The 25,205-nt window shown below is 34.7% G+C and carries 21 protein-coding genes and 1 tRNA gene; 17 read left to right on the top strand and 5 right to left on the bottom strand.

The window, feature by feature from the left end; translation table 11 throughout:
* Window positions 1–70 precede the first annotated feature (70 nt).
* Complete coding sequence (locus QYS49_RS05050; RefSeq protein ID WP_308350623.1) at window positions 71–739, bottom strand: c-type cytochrome; 669 nt, start codon at window positions 737–739, stop codon at window positions 71–73.
* 190 nt (window positions 740–929) lie between these two features.
* On the opposite strand from QYS49_RS05050, the gene QYS49_RS05045 reads away from it, so the two are divergent.
* The 8 genes from QYS49_RS05045 (at window position 930) to QYS49_RS05010 (ending at window position 10,389) form a co-directional block, all read left to right on the top strand.
* The gene (locus QYS49_RS05045; protein ID WP_308350622.1) at window positions 930–2,084 is read left to right on the top strand and encodes a glycosyltransferase family 4 protein; all 1,155 of its coding nucleotides are present in this window, start codon (window positions 930–932) and stop codon (window positions 2,082–2,084) included.
* Window positions 2,085–2,215: 131 nt separating this feature from the next.
* Entirely contained in the window at window positions 2,216–2,947 is a 732-nt protein-coding gene (locus QYS49_RS05040) for a polysaccharide biosynthesis/export family protein (protein WP_308350621.1), read from the top strand.
* Window positions 2,948–2,949: 2 nt separating this feature from the next.
* The gene (locus tag QYS49_RS05035; RefSeq protein WP_308350620.1) at window positions 2,950–5,322 is read left to right on the top strand and encodes a GumC family protein; all 2,373 of its coding nucleotides are present in this window, start codon (window positions 2,950–2,952) and stop codon (window positions 5,320–5,322) included.
* Window positions 5,322–6,305, top strand: a complete 984-nt coding sequence (locus tag QYS49_RS05030) for an NAD-dependent epimerase/dehydratase family protein (protein WP_308350619.1) — start codon at window positions 5,322–5,324, stop codon at window positions 6,303–6,305. Before QYS49_RS05035 ends, QYS49_RS05030 begins: the two co-directional genes overlap by 1 nt.
* Before the next feature lie 206 nt (window positions 6,306–6,511).
* Window positions 6,512–7,921, top strand: coding sequence for a tetratricopeptide repeat protein (locus QYS49_RS05025; RefSeq protein ID WP_308350618.1), 1,410 nt, complete (start codon window positions 6,512–6,514; stop codon window positions 7,919–7,921).
* Between the two features lie 3 nt (window positions 7,922–7,924).
* Window positions 7,925–8,698: a phosphosulfolactate synthase gene (locus tag QYS49_RS05020; RefSeq protein WP_308350617.1), complete on the top strand. Its 774-nt coding sequence runs from the start codon at window positions 7,925–7,927 to the stop codon at window positions 8,696–8,698.
* A gap of 12 nt (window positions 8,699–8,710) precedes the next feature.
* Window positions 8,711–9,658 carry a polyprenyl-phosphate transporter gene (locus tag QYS49_RS05015; RefSeq protein ID WP_308350616.1) on the top strand — a complete coding sequence of 316 codons (948 nt, stop codon included), beginning with the start codon at window positions 8,711–8,713 and terminating at the stop codon, window positions 9,656–9,658.
* The gene (locus QYS49_RS05010; RefSeq protein WP_308350615.1) at window positions 9,655–10,389 is read left to right on the top strand and encodes a shikimate dehydrogenase family protein; all 735 of its coding nucleotides are present in this window, start codon (window positions 9,655–9,657) and stop codon (window positions 10,387–10,389) included. The genes QYS49_RS05015 and QYS49_RS05010 overlap by 4 nt, the downstream gene beginning before the upstream one ends.
* A 414-nt stretch (window positions 10,390–10,803) precedes the next feature.
* Here the strand turns inward: QYS49_RS05010 and pyrF are convergent, their stop codons facing one another.
* From pyrF to QYS49_RS04990, 4 genes are all read right to left on the bottom strand, one after another.
* Window positions 10,804–11,619, bottom strand: coding sequence for an orotidine-5'-phosphate decarboxylase (gene pyrF, locus QYS49_RS05005; protein WP_308350614.1), 816 nt, complete (start codon window positions 11,617–11,619; stop codon window positions 10,804–10,806).
* 54 nt (window positions 11,620–11,673) lie between these two features.
* Complete coding sequence (lolA1, locus tag QYS49_RS05000) at window positions 11,674–12,309, bottom strand: outer membrane lipoprotein periplasmic chaperone LolA1 (protein ID WP_308350613.1); 636 nt, start codon at window positions 12,307–12,309, stop codon at window positions 11,674–11,676.
* An 18-nt stretch (window positions 12,310–12,327) separates the two neighbouring features.
* Entirely contained in the window at window positions 12,328–14,802 is a 2,475-nt protein-coding gene (locus QYS49_RS04995) for an FtsK/SpoIIIE family DNA translocase (protein WP_308350612.1), read from the bottom strand.
* Window positions 14,803–15,221: 419 nt separating this feature from the next.
* A tRNA-His gene (locus tag QYS49_RS04990) sits at window positions 15,222–15,297 on the bottom strand.
* A gap of 487 nt (window positions 15,298–15,784) precedes the next feature.
* Here QYS49_RS04990 and tviB point away from each other — a divergent pair.
* From tviB to pseI, 9 genes are read left to right on the top strand one after another with little or no spacing between them, the layout of a single operon-like run.
* On the top strand, window positions 15,785–17,068 hold the full coding sequence (gene tviB / locus QYS49_RS04985; RefSeq protein ID WP_308350611.1) for a Vi polysaccharide biosynthesis UDP-N-acetylglucosamine C-6 dehydrogenase TviB: 1,284 nt from the start codon (window positions 15,785–15,787) through the stop codon (window positions 17,066–17,068).
* Between the two features lie 4 nt (window positions 17,069–17,072).
* Window positions 17,073–18,185 (top strand): non-hydrolyzing UDP-N-acetylglucosamine 2-epimerase, encoded by a 1,113-nt coding sequence (gene wecB / locus QYS49_RS04980; protein ID WP_308350610.1) that lies wholly within the window; start codon window positions 17,073–17,075, stop codon window positions 18,183–18,185.
* Window positions 18,186–18,187: 2 nt separating this feature from the next.
* Complete coding sequence (gene wecC / locus QYS49_RS04975) at window positions 18,188–19,399, top strand: UDP-N-acetyl-D-mannosamine dehydrogenase (RefSeq protein ID WP_308350609.1); 1,212 nt, start codon at window positions 18,188–18,190, stop codon at window positions 19,397–19,399.
* 5 nt (window positions 19,400–19,404) lie between these two features.
* Window positions 19,405–20,415 carry a UDP-N-acetylglucosamine 4,6-dehydratase (inverting) gene (pseB, locus tag QYS49_RS04970; protein ID WP_308350608.1) on the top strand — a complete coding sequence of 337 codons (1,011 nt, stop codon included), beginning with the start codon at window positions 19,405–19,407 and terminating at the stop codon, window positions 20,413–20,415.
* Window positions 20,412–21,596 (top strand): UDP-4-amino-4,6-dideoxy-N-acetyl-beta-L-altrosamine transaminase, encoded by a 1,185-nt coding sequence (pseC, locus tag QYS49_RS04965; protein WP_308350607.1) that lies wholly within the window; start codon window positions 20,412–20,414, stop codon window positions 21,594–21,596. The genes pseB and pseC overlap by 4 nt, the downstream gene beginning before the upstream one ends.
* Complete coding sequence (pseF, locus tag QYS49_RS04960) at window positions 21,593–22,276, top strand: pseudaminic acid cytidylyltransferase (protein WP_308350606.1); 684 nt, start codon at window positions 21,593–21,595, stop codon at window positions 22,274–22,276. The genes pseC and pseF overlap by 4 nt, the downstream gene beginning before the upstream one ends.
* Window positions 22,263–22,820, top strand: a complete 558-nt coding sequence (locus QYS49_RS04955; RefSeq protein ID WP_308350605.1) for a GNAT family N-acetyltransferase — start codon at window positions 22,263–22,265, stop codon at window positions 22,818–22,820. The genes pseF and QYS49_RS04955 overlap by 14 nt, the downstream gene beginning before the upstream one ends.
* On the top strand, window positions 22,817–23,674 hold the full coding sequence (locus tag QYS49_RS04950) for a methionyl-tRNA formyltransferase (protein WP_308350604.1): 858 nt from the start codon (window positions 22,817–22,819) through the stop codon (window positions 23,672–23,674). The genes QYS49_RS04955 and QYS49_RS04950 overlap by 4 nt, the downstream gene beginning before the upstream one ends.
* A gap of 12 nt (window positions 23,675–23,686) precedes the next feature.
* A complete protein-coding gene (pseI, locus tag QYS49_RS04945) occupies window positions 23,687–24,742 on the top strand; it encodes a pseudaminic acid synthase (protein WP_308350603.1) in 1,056 nt (351 codons plus the stop codon).
* Window positions 24,743–25,205 lie beyond the last annotated feature (463 nt).

Here is a 25,205-nt window from a genome sequence, read left to right as displayed (position 1 = left end):
TATAAAATCCAACTTAGGTACTAGATTTCAATGAATCACAATTAATTCTCATTCTATCAAGCAAATGAGCTTATTTCAGTTCATCTAAATAAAGAGCAACCGCCTCTATTTCGGTTTCACTCAACTCATTTTCATAAGCTGGCATCACGCCTTTTCCTATTTTAATCCAAGCTACTCTTTCAGATAAATCAAGTTGACTTTGCGTTAAATCAGGTGCTTTGAAAAGTCCTTTTTTACCGTCCTCTCCATGACATTTTTTACATTCTGCTAAATAGATTTCTTTGCCATTTTTCACCAACTCTGTAGTTTCACCTTCAATAACAACTTCAGCTGCATTATTAGCTGGACTATCATCAGAAACCGCCACTGATTCATCTTTAGAAAAAGTAAGGCTTCCTACCTCTGAGGCTCCATAAATGTAAAAAGTCAATAATAGTGCAATAACTGCCATAGCTTTGTTTTCCTTTTTAAAGGCTACGATCCCAATTGGAATTATAATTAAAACTAATACTAATTTCACCCATAAATAGGTAGGGGCAGCTGAACCATATAATGATAATAAATATCCGCCTGTTGCCAGCATAAGTACTCCCAAAATAGGATCAACCATTTTGAGTTTTGTTCTGATTTTAGTCAAAAATTCTTTTTTATTGACCAATAACAAAACGGTTTTGAATAATAAAAATAGTAAAAATAAAGTCACCACTAATACGTGGGAGTGAAGCATTCCAATTTCCATATCTAATTGTTTTTTGTACAAAATTAATAAAGGCTATGGGAATAATTTCATATTGTCCATTATATTTGAATTTTATGGGTGTTTTAAAGTGAATTAGTGCAAACTAATCTGCCTTTAGCTTCTGCCTATCGAAATCTCCCCAACATAAAAGAACCGTAAGTGTTATTATTTGTAGATTTGTTATCATAACATGAAAATTGCTATCACCCTAAATACCTCATGGAACATCTATAATTTTAGGATGTCACTTATTCAAGCTCTCAGAAAAGATGGGCATGAAGTTGTGGCTATTGCCCCCCATGATGAATATACAGTAAAGCTTATTGAAGCTGGATGTGAGTTTGAAGACGTCACCATGGATAGCCGTGGAGCAAGCCCTATTCGTGATATTGGACTAACTTTTGAATTGCATAATATTTATAGAAGAGTTAAACCTGATATCATATTACATTATACCATCAAGCCAAATATTTATGGAACTTTGGCTGCTGCCATGTTAGGAATTCCTGTTATCAACAATGTGAGTGGCTTAGGTACAATTTTCTTAAATGAGGATTGGATTTCAAAAATAGCATTAAATTTATATAGATTTTCTTTCAAATTTCCGAAAAAAGTGTTTTTCCAAAATCATGAAGATTACCAACTCTTCATGGATAAAAACTTAATACATAGAAATATTTGTGAAGTAATTCCAGGATCAGGTATAGATTTAAACAAATTCACTCCTCATCCTCCTCAAGAAAAGGCAGATGGAGAGTCATTTGAATTTTTAATGATTTCCAGATTGATTATAGACAAGGGAATCAGGGAATATGTGGCAGCTGCTGCAATTCTGCAAGAAAGAGGAATGAATGCAAAATTTAATCTATTAGGAAAATTAGATGAATTGCACTCAAGAGGAATTTCTGCTGAAGAGTTGAATTTTTGGATTGAAGAAGGCTATATTAATTATTTAGGGAGCACTGACGATGTTCGACCTTTCATCAATAAAGCCGATTGTGTGGTTCTACCAAGTTACAGAGAAGGCACTCCTAGAACATTATTAGAAGCAGCTGCTAGTGCAAAACCTATAGTAGCAACAAATGTACCTGGATGTAACAATATAGTAGATCACAGATTAAACGGTATACTTTGTAAGGTAAAAGATGAAGATGATCTAGCCTTAAAAATGAAAGAAATGTATTATATGACGCCAGATCAACGTCACCAGATGGGTTTAAAAGGTAGGGAGATAGTAGAGAGAAGATTTGATCATAACTTAGTAATCGAACGATATTTGAAGGCAATTGATCAAAATAGCACCTTAAAACCCGAACTTAAGGCTGCTTACGCAAATAATTTATAAGCAATCCCAATAATTTATTGTCTTTTGCTTAATTGGTTATATTTTTACAATTAGTGAATAAAACTATCAAAAAATTTTACCTATACCCTATTAGTATTCTTGCACTTGCGCTAGCAATGAGTGGTTGCAAAGTGTACAGGCAGAATATTATCCTGCAAACAGATTCAGATATTAAATCAGAGAATTTTAAAGAAGAAGTATCTAGAATTGAAGGTGCTTATAAAATCCAGGCTGGAGATAAACTCAATATAGAAGTTTATACCAACAAAGGGGAGAGAGTGATTGACCCTAATATGGAATTAAATGCCATAACAGGAGGCGGAGGTTCAGGAGGCGGCCGCATGATGCCCGATAAAATATTTGAAGTATTACCAAATGGAAACGCTATTCTACCATTGCTCGGGGAAACCAAAATAGCCGGATTTTCCATTGCAGGACTTCAAGAAATGCTAAAAGAAGAATACTCAGAATATTACATCCAACCCTATGTAAGAGTTCGTCCTCTAAATAGACGCGTGGTTGTTCTCGGAGCGTTGGGAGGTCAGGTTATCCCATTGGAAAACGAAAAAATGACTGTTTTGGAAGTATTAGCATTATCTGGGGGCTTAACAAGAGATTCTAGAGGAAGAAATATCCGATTGATACGAGGCCCATTGGATGATCCATCTGTTCAAGTCATAAATTTAGCTACTATTGATGGAATGCAAAAAGCCAATTTAGGCGTGCTCCCAAATGATATTATTTACATAGAGCCGATTCGTAGAATATTTACTGAATCTATCCGAGACATAGCGCCAATAATCGGAGTGGTTACTAATGTTGTTACCTTGTTTATTGTGATTGAAAATTTGAATAGTCAATAACAGTGAACAATCAAGAAACACGATATCAAAGAAATTTAGAGTCTAAAAACTCACATAAACCTCAAAATCAAGAATCTGAAGTACTTGATCTTTTTAAGTTAAAAACCATACTTAAAAATAATTTACCCTGGGCAATTTTATTGATAACAGTAGCCGTATTTGTGGCCTTTCTATATGTCCGATATACAAATGTTAAATTTCAATCATATGCCGAATTAAAGCTCAATAAAAGAAGCGAAGCAAGTGTTTTTGGTTTTAATCCTTTATCTGAAGAAAGTTCAAACCTTAATACGCTTTCAGGAGAAGTTGAACTTATCCGCTCAAAGCTTTTTTTAAAGCAAGTAATAGAGAAATTACCTTTAGATGTATCCTATCATGTTATAGGAAGGTTTAAAAATGAGGAACGTTATAAATTCACTCCTTTCGTAGTAAGCTATGAAAAATCATGTGCTAATTATGGTCAAAAATTTTTTGTTGATATTATTGATAAAGAAAATTTCAAAATATCAACAAATCCGGATGGAGAAGAATGGGTAGATCAAAAATTTGGAGAATATTTTACACTCGATGGTTGCAGCTACAAACTTGAAATAACTTCTCACTTCTTCAATACTGAAAATTTATTTTTCATCATTTCAACTCCTGAAAGTTTAATGGGCTATGTGGAGTCAAATCTTTCTGTAGCCCCTGAAAACTTAAGTGCGAACACCATAAAAATCACTTTTGAAGATTTTAACCCTTATAAAATTCAAGCAATTGTTGAGAAAATAAGTGAGTTATATACTGAATACAGTAAAGAACAGAAAAACAAGGCTAACCAGCTTAAAATTGAATTTTTAAATAAACAATTAAAGCAAACAGAAAAAGAACTTTCCAATTACGAGACCTATATCGAGGATTTCACCATAGAAAATAAAACCGTGAATCCATCAGCTGATGTAAACAGATCGATTTCAGAAATGGTGAAAATGGACTCCATTTTATACGGAATCAACTATCAGCTTGAGGAGATTGAAAATATTCAAAACCAATTAGAAAAAGACACTTTAAGCTTCGATAAGATCAACTATTTGGTGTTACCATCCAATACACAGTCATTATTTGAAGAGTTTTCTGAACTCAAGCGTGAATATCAAATGGCTAAAACTCGCTATAAAACTGAAAGTCAAGTACTACAACAAAGAAAGTTAGAAATCAATGCTTTAAAGGATAGAATAAACAATTATTTAAGCAATAAGGTTGAGGTCCTTCAAGAAAGAAAAGAGACCATCTTAAATAGAAAACAGGCTATCGAGCGTAAGTTTAATCAATTACCGGCCAAAACAAATGAGCTTAATCAGAAAATGAGGTTCTACTCTCTTTATGAAGAGCTTTATTTATCCTTAATGCAAAAGAAAACAGAATTTGAAATAGCTCAAGCAGGAACTTTATCGGAGGTTGATATTCTAACTCCAGCAAATTTACCTCGAAGTCCAATTGGGCCTTCTACTAACCTGATCTATATTGGCTCTTTTGCTGTAGGATTTATATTGAGTTTTATATTCATCGGAATTAGGTACCTGCTTTATGATCAAATAAACAGTATTCACGAGCTTGAGCGATTAACAACTATCCCTATTATTGCAAAAATAAGCCGTCTAAATAGGTCTGTAGCGAAAAAAAGTGGTGTGATTGTTTCAGAAAAACCCAGATCTCAAATTAGTGAAGCTTTTAGAACTTTAAGAACAAGCCTTGATTTTGTGGGAATAAAAGAAGGTAAAAAAGTGATCTCTATTAGCTCCACCACCAGTGGTGAAGGGAAAACATTTATATCTGTTAACCTGGCTGCAATAATTGCCATGTCGAATAAAAAAGTGATTATTCTCGATTTAGACATGAGAAAACCCCGCGCCCAATATGCCTTCAATTTAGAGCAAAATGAAATGGGTATTAGCTCTATCCTTAGTGGTGGAATTCACTGGAAAGAATGCATCAATATTACTAAAACTGACAACTTGCATTTTATTCCTTCAGGTATTCTCCCTCCAAACCCTGCAGAATTACTGGAAGGTGATCATTTTGATCAACTATTAAAAGAACTAAAAGCAGAATATGATATTATCTTATTAGATACCCCTCCAATTGGATTGGTATCTGATGGAATTATTGCATTGAAAAAATCTGACCATTCTCTTTTTGTAGTTAGAGCAGATTATTCCAAAAGGTCATTTATTGATGATTTACATAGAAGCTTGAGTTTGAATAACATCCAGAACATCTCCATAATTTTCAATGCCGTCAGAAAAGAAAATAAAGGCTATGGATATTATCAAGATTACTATAATGACAATAACAGCAAGTCCATTTCAACTCTGAAAAGGCTCTTTAATATTTAATGCAGCAGAAAACAGTACTAATTACAGGCGCTACAGGTCTTTTGGGGAAACAAATATTAAAACAATTAATAGCCCAAGACTATAAAGTTTATGCTGCTAAAAGACCTTATTCTGTTATTCCTTTAGAATCAGAGAAAATAAATTGGCTTGACATAAACACTATGGAAGATGATTTATTCCAGCTTATTCCTGAACCCATTGATTTTGCAATCCATGCAGGAGCTTTGGTTTCCTACAAAAAATCAGACAAAACAAAAATCTTTCAAATCAATACTGATTGGACCTCTAAATTGGCTAAGGATTCCAAGAAAGCTGGAGTAAAAAAATTTATTTTCATTAGTAGTATTTCCGCTTTGGGTAAAAATTCTAACGATAATTTAATAGATGAAAGCACTCCCAAATCAGAAGATGAATTTTTAAGCAATTATGGAAATAGCAAAAGGAAAGCAGAAGAAATACTTTGGGATTTATCAAAAGGAGGATTGCCTATTCTTATTTTCAACCCATCCGTGATTATTGGCCCTGCAAAGCGTTACCAAAGCAGCGCACAACTATTTGGATATGTTGGAGACCAAAAGCCCTTTTACACGAAGGGATTGATCAATTACATAGATGCGAGAGATGTTGCAGAAACCGTTGTAGAAAGTTTGGAAAATAAAATCAGCAATGAGCAATTTATTTTAAATACAGGGAGCATTAGCTATCATGATTTTTTTAAAGCCATCGCAAAACAATTGAAAGTAAAAGCTCCTTACATAGGCATGCCTAAATTTATGGTGATATTGGGTGCAATAATGGAAAACATTTTCAGTAAACTTAGCAGGAAACCTGCTACGCTTACAATGGAAACTGCAAAAATGGCAGGAAATAAAAAAATATATAATGGCGAAAAGGCAAAAAACACTCTCAATTTACGTTATAAAACTTTAGAGCAATCTGTTGAATGGACAGTGAAGGAAATGCAGAAAAAAGGTGAATTATAAACTTTAAAATTTAATTCAACGTTGCTTGATTTTCACCTTTTAATCAGTAAATTTATTTAACGCTACTACGTCCTATTTACCAGATCATGCCAAAGCCTGTATATTGCAGCTTTAAGAAGCTATTTTCAGGTTTGTGAAGACACAAACCTAGGCATAGGCGAGTAGTAGTAAAATGACAAAGTAGGATAACCACTTATTCATTATTTATGAGCGAATTTTTCAGAAATAGAAAAGACGAAGAGAAAGAGTTGATTAAAAAATTCGAGAATCATATTCAGGGCAAAGATTTCCACTTTTTTGATGTGGAAGAACTTGAAAAAGTGGTTGAATTGTATTTAGACAACGACAAATTCATGAAGGCACTCAAAGCCAGTGAATTTGCAGTAGAACAATTTCCTTTTTCAGTTGAGCTTTTGATTCTCAATGCACATGTTTTAGCTAGTAATTCTAAATACGACAGTGCACTTCAGGTATTGGACAGAGCCGAAAATATTCAGCCCAATGATGTTGATTTATTATTAACCAAGGCGAATGTTTTAACCATTTCAAACAGAAACAAGGAAGCAATTGAGTGCCTAGAAAAAGCACTTACATTTGCTGAAGATAAAGATGAAGTGTTATTTCAGATGGGAATGGCTTATCAGCAACTCGGAAAATATGAGGAAGCCATTAAAAACTATAAATCAGTTTTAGAAGAGAATATAGATCATGAAAGCGCCATTTATGAATTAGCTTATTGCTTAGATGTGACCGATCAGTTAGAAGGAAGCATTGCTTATTATGAGAAATTTATAGATGCTGATCCTTATTCTTATCATGCTTGGTATAACTTGGGCGTTGTACTTCATAAGTTAGGGAAATATGAAAAAGCGATTGAAGCTTATGAATTTGCAGTTGCCATTGATGAGAATTTTGCTTCTGCTTATTTCAACATGGGCAATACCTATTCTGCACTAGAGAAAAACAATAAATCTTTAGATGCCTTTTCTCAAACCTTAAGAATAGAAGGACCAAGTGCCGAAGTATTTTGTCGAATGGCAGAAACTTATGACAAATTAGACCAAGCAGACTTAGCCATAAAATATTTTCAAAAAGCAGTTAAATTCGATTCACTCTATGACGAAGCTTATTTTGGAATGTCTCTTTGCCTCATCCAACAGGAAAAATGGATAGAAGCAGTGCATTATTCCAAAAAAGCAATAAAAATTAATAAACATGAATCAAAATATTGGCAAGCACTAGCCAATGCTGAGTACCAATTAGGCAATCAAAATTCTGCTATTGATGCTTATGAAGAAGCTGTAGCGCTTGACCCTGAAGAAGTTAGCCTGTTTTTGGATTGGTCTTTCATTTACTATGAATCAGGTGATTTAGAGATAGCCATCAATATAATTAAAGAAGGAATGGAGGATAATCCTGATGCTTCTGAGCTTTATTATAGAATGACGGCCTACCTAATTGAATACGGTAAATACAAAGAAGCCTTTATCTTTCTGGAAAATGCATTAGTTTTGGACTTTGAAATGCATACGGTGCTTTATGAGTTCTTCCCAAGGGTTGAAACACAGAAGGCATTGTTCAAAATCATTGATCAATTCAGAAAAGATAACCAGTAAGACATGAACTACGAATTAAAAGACATCCCTGAAAGACCAGCAAAACCAAGAGATGTAGGATTTACTATGGCTATGGACAAAGGTCTTAGCCTGAGAGAGGTAGAAGATTTCATTGATAGCAGCGGAGAATATACTGATATAGTAAAATTAGGATGGGCAACTTCCTATGTTACAACTAATCTAAAAGACAAACTAGCACTTTATAAAGAGGCTGGTATTCCAGTTTACTTCGGAGGTACTCTTTTTGAGGCTTTCATCATTAGAGATCAATTTGAGGACTACCGCAAGTTATTGGATAAATATGATATGCCATTCGCAGAAGTATCCGATGGTTCTATTGAGCTGCCACACGACTTAAAATGTGATTATATCAGAAAGCTTTCTGAGCAAGTTACAGTTCTTTCAGAGGTTGGGTCAAAAGATGCTGAAAAAATCATTCCTCCTTACCAGTGGATTGAACTAATGCAAACCGAATTAGATGCAGGTGCGTGGAAAGTAATCGGAGAATCAAGAGAAGCTGGAAATGTTGGTTTGTTCCGTGCCAGCGGTGAAGTTCGTTCAGGCTTGGTACAGGAAATTCTAACTAAAATTCCTTACGAAAAAATTATCTGGGAAGCTCCACAAAAAGCGCAGCAAGTTTATTTCATCAAATTAGTAGGTGCAAATGTAAATCTTGGAAATATAGCTCCAAATGAGATAATTCCTTTGGAAACCATTCGTTTGGGTTTAAGGGGAGATACCTTCCACCATTTTTTAAATAATAAAGATTTACTCTAAAAAAGATTTTTTGTGCGGTCGATTAAGGAATATTTTGTTCTACTTTTAAAAGGTATTGCAATGGGAAGTGCTGATGTTGTCCCTGGGGTTTCAGGGGGTACCATCGCATTTATTACAGGGATATATGATGAATTGCTGAACAGCATCAAATCAGTTGATGGCACAGCATTCAGATTATTATTTCATTTTAAATTCAAAGAATTCTGGAGCCATATCAATGGTAACTTTCTTATTACCTTAGTATTAGGAATTGCCATCAGTATTTTTAGCTTAGCCAAGCTTATTAGTTTTCTCTTAAGCACGTACCCCGTTTTGGTTTGGTCATTTTTCTTTGGCTTAATCATTATCTCAGCGGTATTAGTAGCCCGAGACATTGAAAAGAAAGATTGGAAAGCAATTATAGCTGGTATTGTCGGTATTTTTATTGCTTATTTTATTACTTCGGCTTCTCCTGCCCAAACTCCAGAAACCTGGTGGTTTGTGCTTATTGCAGGAGCTATTGCTATTTGCGCCATGATTTTACCAGGTATTTCAGGAGCTTTCATTCTTTTGATTTTAGGGAAATATAAGTACATGTTTGAGGCTATTGATGCATTTGACATAGTCACGATAGCTATATTTATAGTGGGTTGTATTATTGGACTTTTAAGTTTTGCAAGATTGATTTCCTGGTTTTTAAGAAATTATCAATCTATTACGGTTGCTGTCCTTGCAGGATTTATGATAGGCTCTTTAAACAAAGTATGGCCATGGAAAGTAATTGATAGTTTTCGAATCAATAGCGATGGTGAGCAGGTGCCATTATTTGACCATAATGTTTTGCCGAAGGAATTTTTATTGGAGACTGGACAGGATCCACAACTATTTCAGGCTATACTAATGGCAAGTTTAGGTATTTTGTTGGTTGTAGCTATTGAGAAAATTGCCTCTATGTTTAATGTTAAGAAAGTGAATAAATGAAAATTTATGGTTTAATCGGTTATCCGCTTGAACACTCCTTTTCCGGAAAATATTTTGCTAAAAAATTCGATAAGGAAAATATTAAAAATTGCGAGTACCGATTATTCCCACTTGAAAACATTCAGGAATTTGAAGAATTAAAACGGCAGGAAATTGCTGGATTGAATGTTACGATTCCTTATAAAGAAAAAATTATTCCTTATTTGGATGAATTAGATGAGCACGCACAAGCCATAGGTGCAGTAAATGTAATCCAGTTTAAAAACGGAAAAACCAAAGGCTATAATTCAGATTATCATGGCTTTAAAGATTCTCTTTTAAATTTCTTGCCAAAAGAATTTAGGTCAAAAGCACTTATTTTGGGAACAGGTGGTGCCTCCAAAGCCATCAAGCAAGTACTGAAAGATTTATCTATTCCATTTAAGGTGGTTTCCCGAAAGGAAGGTTTTGATTTTACTTATAAAGAGATAAATGACAAGCCTGAAATTCTTGCTGGCTTCCATTTAATTATCAACACCACACCATTAGGCACATATCCGAAAGTAGAAGAAAAGCCTAATTTACCTTTTAAAGTGCTAACAGAAAATCATTATTTTTATGATTTGGTTTATAACCCATCTGAAACAGCTTTTATGAAAGCTGGAAAAAAGCAAGGAGCTAAGACTATTAATGGCTTGGAAATGTTGGTGGGTCAGGCTGAGAAGTCTTGGGAGATATGGAATAAAAAGTAAAGTTATGAATGGCAAAGAATACCTTCACAAAAAATTTGGCTACATCAAGAAGCTAAGTATAGTAATTATAGTAATAAATATTTCATACTTCTATTTTAAGTATGCTATTAATAGTCATACAGTAGATATAAATACTATATATATAGTATCGATGGGAATAACCGTTTTAAGCGCTAGTTTTATATTAAATCTTATTAAGGATTTGGTAAAGTCTGTGAAGTGATTCTATCTGGTGTTTTTTTCTTCAAATTCTGCCAGGCAATAGTAAATTCCACTAGCCGAAGGCAAGCGAAAGGAAAATAATTGCTATTGCCATCCTCTAGGTCGTGATGATTACTCACGCCTCAAGCGCTTGATAATAAGGCTTTTTAATAAGTGTACATTATTTCTCAATTGATTGAATGATCAATATTTTCAACTAAATCTCTCCAAATACCCTTTCATCTGTTCTTGAATTTCTTTAGCTTTTGTTCCAGCTACTTTAGCAAAGTCCTTTTCTGAAGAAGAGTAAATAATCCCTCTTGAAGAATTGACCAATAAGCCGCCATTTGCATTCAAACCATATTTTGAAAGCTCTTCCAAATCACCACCTTGGGCACCAACACCTGGAACCAATAAAAAATGATTGGGTACTGATTTTCGGATTTCTTGAAATTCTTTGGAGCGGGTGGCTCCCACAACATACATTAAGTTTTCCTTCGTACCCCATTTCTGAGAAACCTCCAACACTTTTTGATAAAGTGTTACACCTGATTTCAATTCTTCAAACTGAAAGTCCTTTCCACCTTCATTAGAAGTTAAAGCCAATAGAATTACCCATTTATCTTCAAATTCAAGAAATGGCTCGACCGAATCACTTCCCATATAAGGTGCTACAGTGATGGAATCAAAATTCATTTCCTCAAAAAATGCTTTTGCATACATTTTAGAAGTATTGCCAATATCTCCTCTTTTAGCATCGGCTATCGTAAAAACATCTTTGGGTAGATATTCTATAGTCTTTTGTAAACTTTCCCAGCCTTTTATTCCCAAGGCTTCATAAAAGGCAATATTTGGTTTGTAAGCCACCGCATAATCAATAGTAGCATCAATAATCTGCTTATTGAATTCAAAGATTGGATCTTTCTCTTTTAATAAATGCTTTGGAATTTTATTGATATCTGTATCCAAACCAACACAGAGGTAGCTTGATTTAGATTTGATTTGTTGGGAAAGTTCTTGGTAGTTCATAAAAGCTAAAAAAAACCGCAAGGTTTTGAAAAGCTTGCGGGTTTAAATTTAAAATTATCTAAAATCTAACACTTCAATATCTGGATACTCTGAAGGATTAAATACAAAATCTTCAGCAGTTAAAGAATCATCCACTTTGAAGTTGGTCACTTCATAATTGAATATATTTCCTGCTCTATCGAAAATTGTCCATTTATCCAATAAATTAGTTTTTTTATCGATTTTCAATCTGATTTTGTAAAATGACTCATCCTTATCTTCTGGCACTAAATCAATTACATGGTACTGAGCATTCCCCTCTCCTGCCATGTATAAATATTTGTATCCTTCTTGATAAGCTTTATAAATCTTACTTGGGTTCATCTCTCCAGCTTCTTCATCATAATTATTGATGGTCACTTCGTTTGCGTCTCTCAGATAAGTCCAAACGGTTTCATTATTATTAACGATTAACTGCCCAGCAACATCTGCCTTGAATTTATCACCACTTACAACGATCTCTCCTTTAAAAGTATCGGTAATATCTTCCATTTTATTTTCTAGAGTTTGAGTGAAAGTGGCAGTAAACCCTGGAATATTACTGTACTTAGCGCTCATTTTATCCAAAATCTCTTTCGCTTTTGGGTCATTTTGTGCGAATGCTGAGATGCTATAAATACATAGCACCATAATTATTGTTAATCTTCTCATATCTTTTTCTATTCTGTTCTAATGATTCTTATCGATATTGGTCAATAATTGTTCCAAACTATATTCATCAGGAATTAATACTTCTCTAGCCTTGCTTCCTTCAAATGAGCCTACTATTCCTGCAGCCTCCAACTGATCAATTAATCTACCAGCTCTATTATAACCTAATTTTAATTTTCTTTGAATCAATGAAGTACTTCCTTGCTGATGCAACACAATCAATTTGGCTGCTTCATCAAATAAAGCATCTCTTTCGGATAAATCGACCTCCCCTACTTTGCTGTCATCATCATCTCCTGAGAATTCTGGCAGTTGATAAGCTCGTTCATATCCTCGTTGATTTCCTATATATTCCACTACTTCATCAATCTCAGGCGTGTCAATAAAAGGACATTGCAAACGAATCAAATCCGAACCTTGAGAAAGCAGCATATCTCCCATCCCAACCAATTGTTCAGAGCCACCAGTATCTAAAATAGTTCTTGAATCAATTTTGGATGTCACTCTAAATGATAATCTGGCAGGGAAGTTGGCTTTTATAATACCTGTAATTACATTAACTGAAGGTCGCTGAGTGGCAATAATTAAATGAATTCCGATTGCTCGGGCTAATTGAGCCAAACGTGCAATTGGAGTTTCCACTTCTTTTCCTGCCGTCATCATCAAATCCGCTAACTCATCTATTACCAAAACAATATATGGTAAAAACTTATGCCCTTTTTCAGGATTTAATTTTCTGCTGATAAATTTATTATTGTACTCTTTTAGATTTCTACAACCTGCATCTTTCAATAAGTCATAACGGTTATCCATCTCAATACAGAGAGAATTTAGCGTATTCACCACTTTTTTGGTATCGGTAATAATTGGTTCTTCCGTTCCAGGCAACATCGCCAAAAAGTGTCTTTCCAATTTATTGAAAAGTGTTAATTCCACTTTCTTTGGATCAACCAATACAAATTTCAATTGAGAAGGATGCTTTTTATAAATCAAGGAAGCCAACATCACGTTCAACCCAACAGATTTACCTTGCCCGGTTGCTCCTGCCATCAGTAAGTGTGGCATTTTAGCCAAATCAGCAATAAACACATCATTGCTAATCGTTTTACCCATAATAATAGGCAATTCCTTATCGCTTTTTAGGAATTTATCAGTGGCTAATACCGATTTCATGCTCACCATTTCACGGTTCTTATTTGGAACCTCAATACCGATTGTTCCTTTTCCCGGAATTGGAGCAATAATACGAATACCTAAAGCAGCCAAGCTTAATGCAATATCATCCTCAAGGTTTTTGATCTTGGAGATTTTTACACCCGCTTCTGGTACAATTTCATAAAGTGTAACGGTAGGCCCAATAGTAGCCTTAATACTTTGGATTTTGATTTTGAAATTGGTCAAAGTCTCCAAAATCTTATCTTTATTAGCTTCAAGCTCTTCTTGGGTAACTTTCACTTTTCCAGAATCATGATCTGCTAAAAGATCAAGTGTTGGATATTTATATGAAGACAAGTCTAAAGTAGGGTCATAATTCTCTACTTTTTTGCCTAATTTCTCATCGAAGTCAGACTCCTCTACTTCCATTTCCGGCTTCTCTTCTTTTTGAGGAGGTTCTTCCTGCACAACCTTATTTTCCAATGTATTTTCCACCTCCATAGTCAATTCTTCTTGGGGCTGGGCTTTTTTAGGTTTTTGTTCGGCTACAGTCCAAGTGCTTGCTTCATCGAAAGATTCATCGTCTTCCACCACGTCCTCTTGTTTTTTAGTTGACGTCACTGCTTGATCGATTTCATCCTCAGACTTTTCTTCAGAAAAGCTTACTTTTTCATTTTCATCACCTACTTGTTCATCATTAGCTGTTTTGGAATGAAAGAATAGAAGGGAAGTAACATCGAAATAGAAAACAATGAATATTAATAAAGAAAGAATAAGAACCAAATAAGTCCCCCAACCGAAAAGGCTATTGAATAGCACTGCTAATTCATATCCTATTCCGCCACATAAAAAGGAGAAAGCTGTAATTTTCCCCGATTCGAATACCATAAAGCCTAAAAGTAAACTGAACCAAAAAAGGAAAAACAACATAAAAGTAAAAGCACTTTTAATTGAGAAGATCACTTTATCGAAAGTAATACGATAACCTGCTAAAAATAAAAAAGGTGGAATTAGAAAGGCAGCTAAGCCAAACCATTTGAAAATAAAATAATAAGCAGATTGTGCACCCAATAGTCCAAGCCAGTTATCCATTTCTGAACCTGAAGCTTTAATACCTGTTTCCGAAACAGATTGCAATACGCTCATATCAGCTTTTCCTGTAAATAAATAGGAAACAAAAGCTGTAAATAAAAAAATAGAGGCAGTTAACAGAAAGAACCCAAAAGCCAATTGCAATCTTCTATCCTTTAGAAAATTCCATTGGAAATTTAATTTGGTAGATTTTTTCTCCTTCTCCCCTTTTTTGAAAGTATTTGATTTATAAGTATTCTTTGCCATAGAGTTTGCTGACTAAGCGACAGTAAAATTGCATAAATTCAATTTAAGCGCAAAATACGAATCTTCAATTAGAAATTTTGCTATTGGAAGGGAATAACTGAAATAATGGCTGGATATTATAAGTTCCACCATGTTTCAAGCGTCCACTTGGAACTCTAAAGTCGAAGATGCATGGAGTTTACCCCTTCTTATTAAAAGAATTATGTACTAAAATTCTAAAACTGTATCTGTCATATGTTTTCTTAAGATTATGTTTTTTCATAAACAGTCAACTCAAGTTTAGCATAATATGCTGCTCCCCTGTATTAAGAGAGTCTAGCTAGCGGATGTGTGGCATGGAATAATTTGAGGGAATATACTCTAACATTTGATGCAAAAAAAATAGCCCAATTCTGCAAAGAATCAGGCTATCAAACAATGGGTGGAAGATGGGGCTCGAACCCACGACCCTCGGTACCACAAACCGATACTCTAACCAACTGAGCTACATCCACCATTTTGGCTCACAAAGGTAAGAAGGAAATTCCATTTCAAAAAAGTATATAAGGAAATATTTTTTTGTTCTCGCTAAAGAAAATTTAAAACAGCCTAATGCTGTATGATTACTCTCGCAGAGCTGCAATGGAGCAAAGTTTACGCAATGTATAAATAAGTGGGAATTTAACTTTTTATGGGATTAAAATATAAAACTTCAAAAATCTCTAAGCACAAATTGGATAATTGTTTCTATTGAAATACTCTTTGCTTTAACTTTGCAAGAATTATTTAAACAGTATTAGCCTGTCTTTTTGTTTTTTGTCTCTTTCTGATTAAATTTTAAACAGCCTTCGCGATAAATACGAGACAGGTTAGCTGTCCTTGGTGTTCCTAGTGTAAAGCTTAGTGCAACTTCGTGGTTACCCCTTCAGCCTTAGGCTATAAGTATTTCACTTTTCCAATACAATTGATATTAAAAGTACATTCACTTCCTAAGTTATCAAAAATGACTAATTTTGCACTTCATTTGGATTATAGTATGAAAAAAATCGCTGTTATTGGTTTAGGCTATGTGGGACTACCCTTGGCCGCAGAATTCGGAAAGAAAAGACCTACAATTGGCTTTGATATTAATCAAAGGCGTATTGATGAGCTTTCTAATGGATTTGATCGTACTTTAGAAGTAGATTCAAATGAATTAAAGGAGACCAAACATTTATCTTACACTTCTGAAGTAAATGATTTAGCAGAAGCTCAGATTTATATAGTAACCGTCCCAACTCCTATCAATGAATATAAACAACCAGATTTAACTCCATTGAAAATGGCTTCTGCTACCGTAGGCAAGACATTGAAAAAGGGAGATATAGTAATTTATGAATCTACAGTATACCCAGGTTGTACAGAAGATGATTGCGTGCCCATTTTAGAAAAAGAAAGTGGCTTGAAATTCAATCAAGACTTTTTTTGTGGTTATTCACCAGAAAGAATCAACCCGGGAGATAAAGAGCACAGATTACCGACTATTAAAAAAGTAACTTCAGGAAGCACTCCTGAAATTGCTGAGGAGGTAGATCAATTATATAAAGAAATTATTACCGCTGGAACTCATAAAGCTGCTACTATAAAAGTAGCAGAGGCAGCAAAAGTAATTGAAAACTCACAAAGAGATTTGAATATTGCTTTCGTTAATGAGTTGGCTTTGATTTTTGACAAAATGGGTATCGACACTGCCGATGTTTTAGAGGCAGCCGGTACTAAATGGAATTTCTTGCCGTTTAAACCAGGGCTAGTTGGTGGTCATTGCATAGGCGTTGATCCTTATTATTTGACCCACAAAGCAGAAGCTCTGGGTTACCATCCTCAAGTTATTTTAGCTGGAAGAAGAATCAATGATAATATGGGAGCTCATGTGGCTAGTTCTGTTGTAAAACTAATGGCTCAAAAAGGATCCGTAATTAAGGGCTCTAAGGCATTAGTTTTGGGCATTACTTTTAAAGAAAATTGTCCTGACATCAGAAACAGTAAAGTAATAGATGTGATTAAAGAATTAACTTCGTACGGAATTGATGTAGAAGTTTATGATCCACAAGCGGATAAAGAAGAGGTTAAACATGAGTATGGGGTTGATTTAATTGACAAGCCTAGCTCAGGTTATAATGCTATTGTTTTAGCAGTTTCACATAAAGAATTTAAAGATTTCAACTTATCCAACCATTTAAGCAGTAATGGAGTCACTTATGACATTAAAGGATTTTTTGAGAGAGGATTAGTAAATAAAAGGTTGTAATATTTTGAAACACTTATTTGTATTTGGTACTCGTCCGGAGGCTATTAAAATGGCGCCATTAATCCGAACATTTCAAGCTGATCCTAGTCAGGAAGTAGTGGTTTGCGTTACTGGGCAACATAGAGAAATGTTGGATCAGGTTTTAGATTTTTTTGAAATCAAACCAGATCATGACCTAAACTTAATGGCTCCAAATCAGACCTTATATGATATTACAGCTAAAGCACTTTTAGGATTAAAACCCATTTTAGCTGAAGAGAAACCAGACAATATTTTTGTACAGGGAGATACGACCACTGCATTTATTGGTGCTTTGGCAGGATTTTACGAAAAAATTAAAGTATCTCATATTGAAGCAGGTTTAAGAAGTGGCGATCTATATTCACCATTCCCAGAAGAAGGTAACAGGAAGTTAGCAGGACATTTAGCTAATTTCCATTTTGCACCAACCGACAGAGCGGTTAATAATTTAAAATTAGAAGGAATAATAGATAACGTTCATCAGGTGGGCAATACAGTTATTGATGCCTTATTATTAGGACTTGATATTATAAAGGAAAAAGGAGAAGAATCATATCAGGATTTCTTTAAAGATATAGATTTTTCTAAAAGAGTGATTTTAGTAACGGGACACAGACGTGAAAGCTTTGGTGGACCTTTTGAAAATATGTGCAATGCCATGAAAGACATTGCTTTAGCTTATCCGGATACGGAATTAGTTTATCCTGTTCATTTAAACCCTAATGTTAGAAATACGGTAAACGAAATTTTAACAGGAGTTGATAATGTAAAGCTAATTGAACCATTAGCTTATCCTTATTTGATTTGGTTAATGAATAAATCATTTTTTGTATTGACAGACTCAGGAGGAATACAGGAAGAAGCACCTTCTTTAGGTAAACCAGTTTTAGTAATGCGTGATGTAACAGAAAGACAGGAAGGTGTTGAAGCAGGAACAGCCAAATTGGTTGGTACTGATTATGATGTGATTATGAAAGAAGCTAAATTGCTTTTGGACGATGAGAAGCATTATAAAAATATGGCAAATGCAGTAAATCCATATGGTGATGGCACAACCAGTCAAAAAGTGTTGACTATTTTAAAATCTCAGCAATAACAATGGTAAAAAAAGATAGAAATATAAAAGCCGTAATGGTCGGCTTAGGATATATAGGCCTACCTACTGCTGCATTGATGGCAAGCAGAGGAATTAAAGTTCATGGTGTTGATATAAACCAAAAAGCAGTAGACACCATTAACCGAGGAGAAATCCATATAGTAGAGCCAGATCTGGACGGTTTAGTACGTCATGTGGTAAGAGAGGGATATTTGGTAGCTGATACCAAAGCCACGGCTGCTGATGTATTTTTAATTGCTGTCCCTACACCTTTTAAAGGTGACCACATACCAGACATTTCTTATGTAGAAGTTGCAACGAGAAACCTTTGTCCATTTTTAGAGGAAGGGAATTTAGTGATATTAGAATCTACCAGCCCAGTGGGTACAACTGAAAGGGTAAAAGAAATTATTGATGAAGAAAGACCTGAATTAAAAGGAAAAGTATTTATCGCTTATTGCCCTGAAAGAGTTTTACCAGGAAATGTAATTCACGAGCTGGAACATAATGATCGTTCAATTGGCGGCATGGATGAAAATTCCACTGAAAAAGCCATAAATTTCTATAGACATTTTGTGAAAGGAGAATTAGTAGCTACTAATGCACGTACTGCTGAGATGTGTAAATTAGTAGAGAATTCTTCCAGAGATGTTAATATTGCTTTTGCAAATGAACTTTCCATGATATGTGATAAAGCAGGAATTGATGTTTGGGAGTTAATAAGCTTAGCCAATAGACATCCAAGAGTAAACATTTTACAACCTGGAACAGGTGTTGGGGGTCATTGTATAGCGGTGGATCCCTGGTTTATCGTTTCTGAATTCCCTGAAGAAGCCAAGATTATTCGTTCTGCCCGTGAAATAAACAATTACAAAACAGAATGGGTAATTGAAAAGATAAAAAATGCAGCACTGAAATTTGAAGTGAAGCATGGTAAAAAGCCAAAAGTCGCTTGTATGGGTTTAGCTTTTAAGCCTAATATTGATGATTTAAGAGAAAGTCCGGCTCTGTACGTGACTAAATCTCTAATCAAAGAAGGAGTAGAGATCATGCCTGTGGAACCTAATATTGATGAGCATGATGAGTTTCAGGTTTATTCTACTCAGGAAGCCAAAGAAAAAGCTGATATTTTAGTTTTCTTAGTATCTCACCGAGAATTCAAAAAGCTTTTTGAAAAAGGAATAGATAAGGAATATTTAAGTTTTGTAAATTAGTAAATATGTACAAGGATAAAACTATATTAATTACTGGTGGAACTGGTTCTTTGGGAAAGGCACTAACAAGCCATATACTAAAAGTTCATCCCGAGATTAAAAAAATAATCATTTTTTCTCGAGACGAGCAGAAACAATTTCAGATGGCGCAAGAATTTCCAAGTGACAAATTTCCACAAATGAGATTTTTTATTGGAGATGTACGTGACAAAGAAAGATTGACCAGAGCTGTTAAAAATGTTGATTATATAATTCATGCCGCAGCCATGAAACATGTGCATTTGGCCGAGTACAATCCTGATGAATGTGTGAAGACAAATATTAATGGTGCTCAAAATGTAATTCATGCAGCCTTAGAGACCAATGTTGAAAGAGTAGTGGCACTTTCCACAGATAAGGCTTGTGCACCTATTAACCTTTATGGAGCTACTAAATTAGCCTCTGACAAATTATTTATAGCGGCCAACAATATAACAGGTTGGAACCCTATCAAATTTTCTGTTGTACGCTACGGAAATGTAATGGGATCAAATGGCTCTGTTATTCCTTTTTTCTTAAATAAGAAAAAAGACGGTGTTTTGCCTATTACAGACCCCACCATGACTCGTTTTAATATTTCCCTCCAAGGTGGAGTGGATATGGTAATGCATGCTCTTGAACATGCATGGGGAGGAGAAATTTTTGTTCCAAAAATCCCATCTTATAAAATTCCAGATGTGGCAGAAGCCGTCTGTCCGAATTGTGACAAGCCTGTAATCGGAATTAGACCCGGTGAGAAAGTCCATGAAGAGATGATTACTACTTCCGATTCATTTTATACATATGATTTAGGGAAATATTACACTATACTTCCCGCTACTCATAAATGGAAGATAGATGATTTCATCAAACAATTTAATGCTACAAAGGTGGAGCCAGGATTCAAATATAATTCAGGAGAAAATAATGAATGGGAAACTGTGGAAAGTTTGCGCACTCTTATTAAAGAACATGTAGATTCGACATTTGAAGTATGAGCCAAAATATAATTCCATACGGAAAGCAAAACATTACAGAAACTGACATTCAGGCTGTAGTAGAAACTTTACAATCCGACTACCTAACTCAAGGACCTAAAATCAAGGAGTTTGAAGAGGATTTTGCAGACTACGTAGGTTCAAAATATGCTGTTGCTGTAGCCAATGGCACTGCTGCCTTGCATCTAAACTGTCTCGCCTTGGGTGTAAAACCAGGTGATAAAGTGATTACCACACCAATTACCTTCGCTGCTTCTGCTAACTGTGTTAGATATTGTGGTGGAGAGGTAATTTTTGCTGATATTGATTCAGAGACTTATTTATTAGACATCAATAAAGCAAGAGAATTACTTGAGGCCTCACCAAAAGGCACTTATAAAGGAATTATCCCTGTGGATTTTGCAGGGAGATCAGTAGATCTTGAAGCTTTTAGAACATTGGCTGATGAATATTCGCTTTGGATAATTGAAGATTCGTGCCATTCGCCTGGAGGACATTTTATAGATTCCACTGGGAAAAAGCAGAACTGCGGAAACGGTAATTTTGCTGATTTAGCTATTTTCTCATTCCACCCGGTAAAGCATATTGCAGCAGGTGAAGGGGGGATGATTACAACAAGTGATAAAAGTCTTTACGAAAAGTTATTAAAGCTTAGAACCCACGGAATATCCAAGGACGAAAGCTCCTATGAGAACTCAATAGATTTTGCTGGAGGACATAACACATATCCTGCTTGGTATATGGAAATGCAAGAATTAGGGTACAATTACAGATTGACTGATTTTCAGGCAGCTTTAGGGTTGAGTCAATTAAAGAGAGCTGATGATGGATTGGCAAGAAGAAGGGAAATTGCTGAAAAATACTTCGAAGCATTTAAAGGTAAAAGCTTTATTAAAGGTCAATCTGGTGTAGTTGAAGGTCATGCCTATCATTTATATGTAATAGAGGTAGAGGATAGACTTGGACTTTATAATTATTTGAGAGCTAATAAAATATTTGCTCAAATTCATTATATACCTACCCATTTAATGCCTTATTATAGACAGTTTGGATGGAAAGAGGGTGATATGCCTAAAGCAGAAACATATTATAAGCATTGTATCAGTTTACCTATGTTTCCGACCTTGTCTGACGAAGATCAGGATATTGTACTCAATAAAATTATTGAATATTATAAATGAGCAATTTATGTATCATACCGGCAAGAGGTGGTAGCAAAAGAATCCCCAGGAAGAATATCAAAGATTTTCTGGGCAAACCTATTATAGCCTATTCTATTGAAACTGCCTTACAGTCCGGTTTATTTGATGAGGTGATGGTTTCTACTGATGATACTGAAATTGCTGAAATTGCTCAAAAATTTGGGGCTAAAGTCCCTTTTAAGAGGTCGAATGAAAATGCTGATGATTTTGCTACAACCTCAGCCGTTTTGATTGAAGTTTTAGACGAATATAAGGTTAATGGAAAAGAGTTTGAATACGCATGCTGCATCTATCCTACAGCTCCTTTGATTAAAACTGAGAAGCTAAAAATGGGATTTGAGAAATTGAAAGATGGACATTTCAATACCGTTTTTCCTGCAGTGGAGTTTTCTTACCCTGTTTGGAGAGGGCTTAAAAAAACAACTGATGAGGGATTTAAAATGGTATGGCCTGAAAACTTAAACAAAAGATCCCAGGATTTGGAAACCGTTTACCATGATGCTGGTCAATGGTACTGGATTAATATAGAAAGCTTTAAAAAAGACCAGAAATTATTTGGAGATCGAACATCTTGTGTTGTTTTAGAAGCAACTGAAGTGCAGGATATTGATACTCTGGTAGATTGGAAGTTAGCGGAACTGAAGTATGAGCTCTTATAAGGTTTTATCGAAACAAAAATTTGAATCTGATGGCTATTCAATAGTCCCCATCAGAATGGAAGATCGATACGCCATCATGAAATGGCGAAATGAGCAAATATATCACTTAAGACAAGATAAGCCTCTTGCCAAAGAATCGCAGGACAATTATTTTAATAAGGTAATAGTTAAATTGTTTGAACAGGAAAAGCCAGCGCAGATTCTCTTTTCTTATTTGAAAGATAATCATTGCATAGGCTATGGAGGATTGGTTCATATCAATTGGGTTGATAAAAATGCAGAAGTATCCTTTATTATGAAAACCGAATTAGAAGTTGAAGAATTCAACCTACATTGGAAATCTTACCTGAACCTGATTGAAAAAGTAGCTTTTGAAGAATTAGATTTTCATAAGCTATATGTATATGCTTTTGATCTAAGACCTCATTTGTATGATGCACTGAAAGATAATAAATACTTTCTGGACGCTAGACTAAGGGACCATTGTTATTTTGAAGGCGAATACAAAGACGTTGTAATCTATTCAAAACTAGAAAAAGGATGACTTTAGGGATATTAGCTAGTGGTAATCTTGGATTTAAAGTTTTGGAACAATTAATTACTTCCTGGGAAATTAATTTCGTCATGACGGACAAAAAATCTGAAGGTATTATTTCTTTATGTAAGGATAATAATGTAGCCTTATTTGAAGGTAATCCTCGTAAAGGAGCTTGCGCTAATTTCATCAGTGATAAAAGTATAGATGTTCTTATTTCGGTAAATTATTTGTTTATCATAGAAAAGGAATTGATTGAATTACCGAAGACTTTAGCCTTCAACATACATGGATCACTTTTACCAAAGTACAGAGGTAGGACACCCCATGTCTGGGCCATTATTAACAATGAACGTGAAACTGGTATTACAGCGCATTTAATAGATGAAGGGTGTGATACTGGTGCCATTTTAGAACAGCAAGTCATCGAGATTAATAAAAATGAAACTGGAGCTACTTTATTAGGAAAATACGAAAACAGTTATTTACCCATTATAGAAAATGTTCTGACCAAGGTAGAATCAAACAGTTTGAGATATCTTTATCAAGATGAGAGTAAGGCAACTTATTTTGGAAAGCGGACTCCTGAGGATGGCCAAATTAATTGGAATTGGCAAAAAGAGCGGATAAGGAATTGGGTAAGAGCGCAAGCCGCGCCTTATCCAGGGGCATTTTCTATTTATAAAGATCAAAAAATCATAATTGATGAAATTAGCTACACTGATTATGGATTCTCATGCGAGGAGCCAAATGGCAAGGTTTTATCGATCAACCCAATACTGGTAAAAACACCGAATGGAGTAGTGGAAATCAAGAAAGTCAGAAATAGAAATACGAATTTAAAATTGAATAGCATCTTATAAAAGTTTACAATCATGAAAATCGGAGGGTTTAATATAAATAAAGATTCAGGGGTGTTTATCATTGCTGAATTGTCAGCCAATCATAATGGTAGTTTAGAGACGGCTGTAGAAACAATAAGAGCTGCTAAAAGAACAGGTGCAGATGCAATTAAACTTCAAACCTATACTGCTGACACTTTAACGATCCAGTCCCAAAAAGATGATTTCATTATAAAATCAGGCTCTATTTGGGATGGGAAAACGTACTATGATTTATACAAGAGTGCTTACACACCTTGGCAATGGCATGAAAAATTATTTAAGATAGCTGCTGAAGAAGGATTAATCTGTTTTTCATCCCCTTTTGATAAAACAGCTGTAGACTTTTTAGAAGATCTTGACGCCCCGGCTTATAAAATCGCTTCTTTTGAAATTACTGATATTCCTTTAATAGAATATGTGGCTTCTAAAGGGAAGCCAGTAATTTTATCTACTGGTATAGCAGGAAAAGAAGATATAGAACTGGCATTGGACGCCTGCAAAAGAATGGGGAATGAGGATATTGCATTGCTCAAGTGCACCTCAAGTTATCCAGCTCCAATAGATGAGGCGAATATGGTGATGGTAAAAGATTTAAGAGAACGTTATGGTGTTATTTCAGGACTTTCGGATCATACCATGGGAAGCACGGTGCCTATTGTAGCGACTTGTTTCGGTGCTAAAATTATCGAAAAACATTTTATATTAGATCATTCCGTAGGGGGACCCGATGCTTCTTTTTCTATGGATGAAAAAGAATTTACAGAGATGGTAAAAGTAGTAAGAGAAGCTGAAAAAGCCATTGGGAAAGTAGATTATACACTTACAGAGAAGCAAACAAAAGGTAAGGATTTCTCCCGTTCTTTATATGTTGTGGAAGACATTAAAAAGGGGGACAAGTTTACGGAAGAAAATGTTAGGAGTATAAGACCTGGGTTTGGTATGCATCCTAAACATTATTATAATGTCATTGGAAAGGAGGCTTTAATAGATTTAGAAAAGGGTGACAGATTGTCCTTTGATAACATAGACAATAGTAATAATCAATAAATATTCTTTATTTCCATTTTTTTAAACATCTCTAATATGAAGTAGACAAGTATAATAATAGCAGAACTATCGGCTTGAAGTAATGAAAGCTTCAATTAGCAGAAAAAATCATAAAGGCATCAACAATAATTGGAGAGATTTGTACTTTAATGTAAATTAATTTTCTTGAAAACTAAACCATGGGTTAGAAAGAGAACTTCAGACCAAAGTTTTGTCTTATTTTTAAACAGTTCTTGAAAAAGGCATAATGGAGAGTTTAGTAGATAAAAACCTTATAGTAAGCATATTTGCTTCATCTGAAATTCTACTGAAAAAATGTGGTATAAAAAGCACCCTCATTAGTTCTTTTTCAATTGCTTAAATAATACGGAACAAATAGTTTTCCAGAAATGAAGGTGATTGGGAAAAAATTATACTAACACTTCAAAATAGGAAAGCGTTAATAATAGAATAGTTAAGGAAG

This window comes from Marivirga salinae (assembly GCF_030503855.1).
Taxonomy (GTDB): Bacteria; Bacteroidota; Bacteroidia; order Cytophagales; family Cyclobacteriaceae; genus Marivirga; species Marivirga salinarum.
Note: the sequence above shows the minus strand (reverse complement) of the source record. Positions and strands in the feature narration are given on the sequence as shown.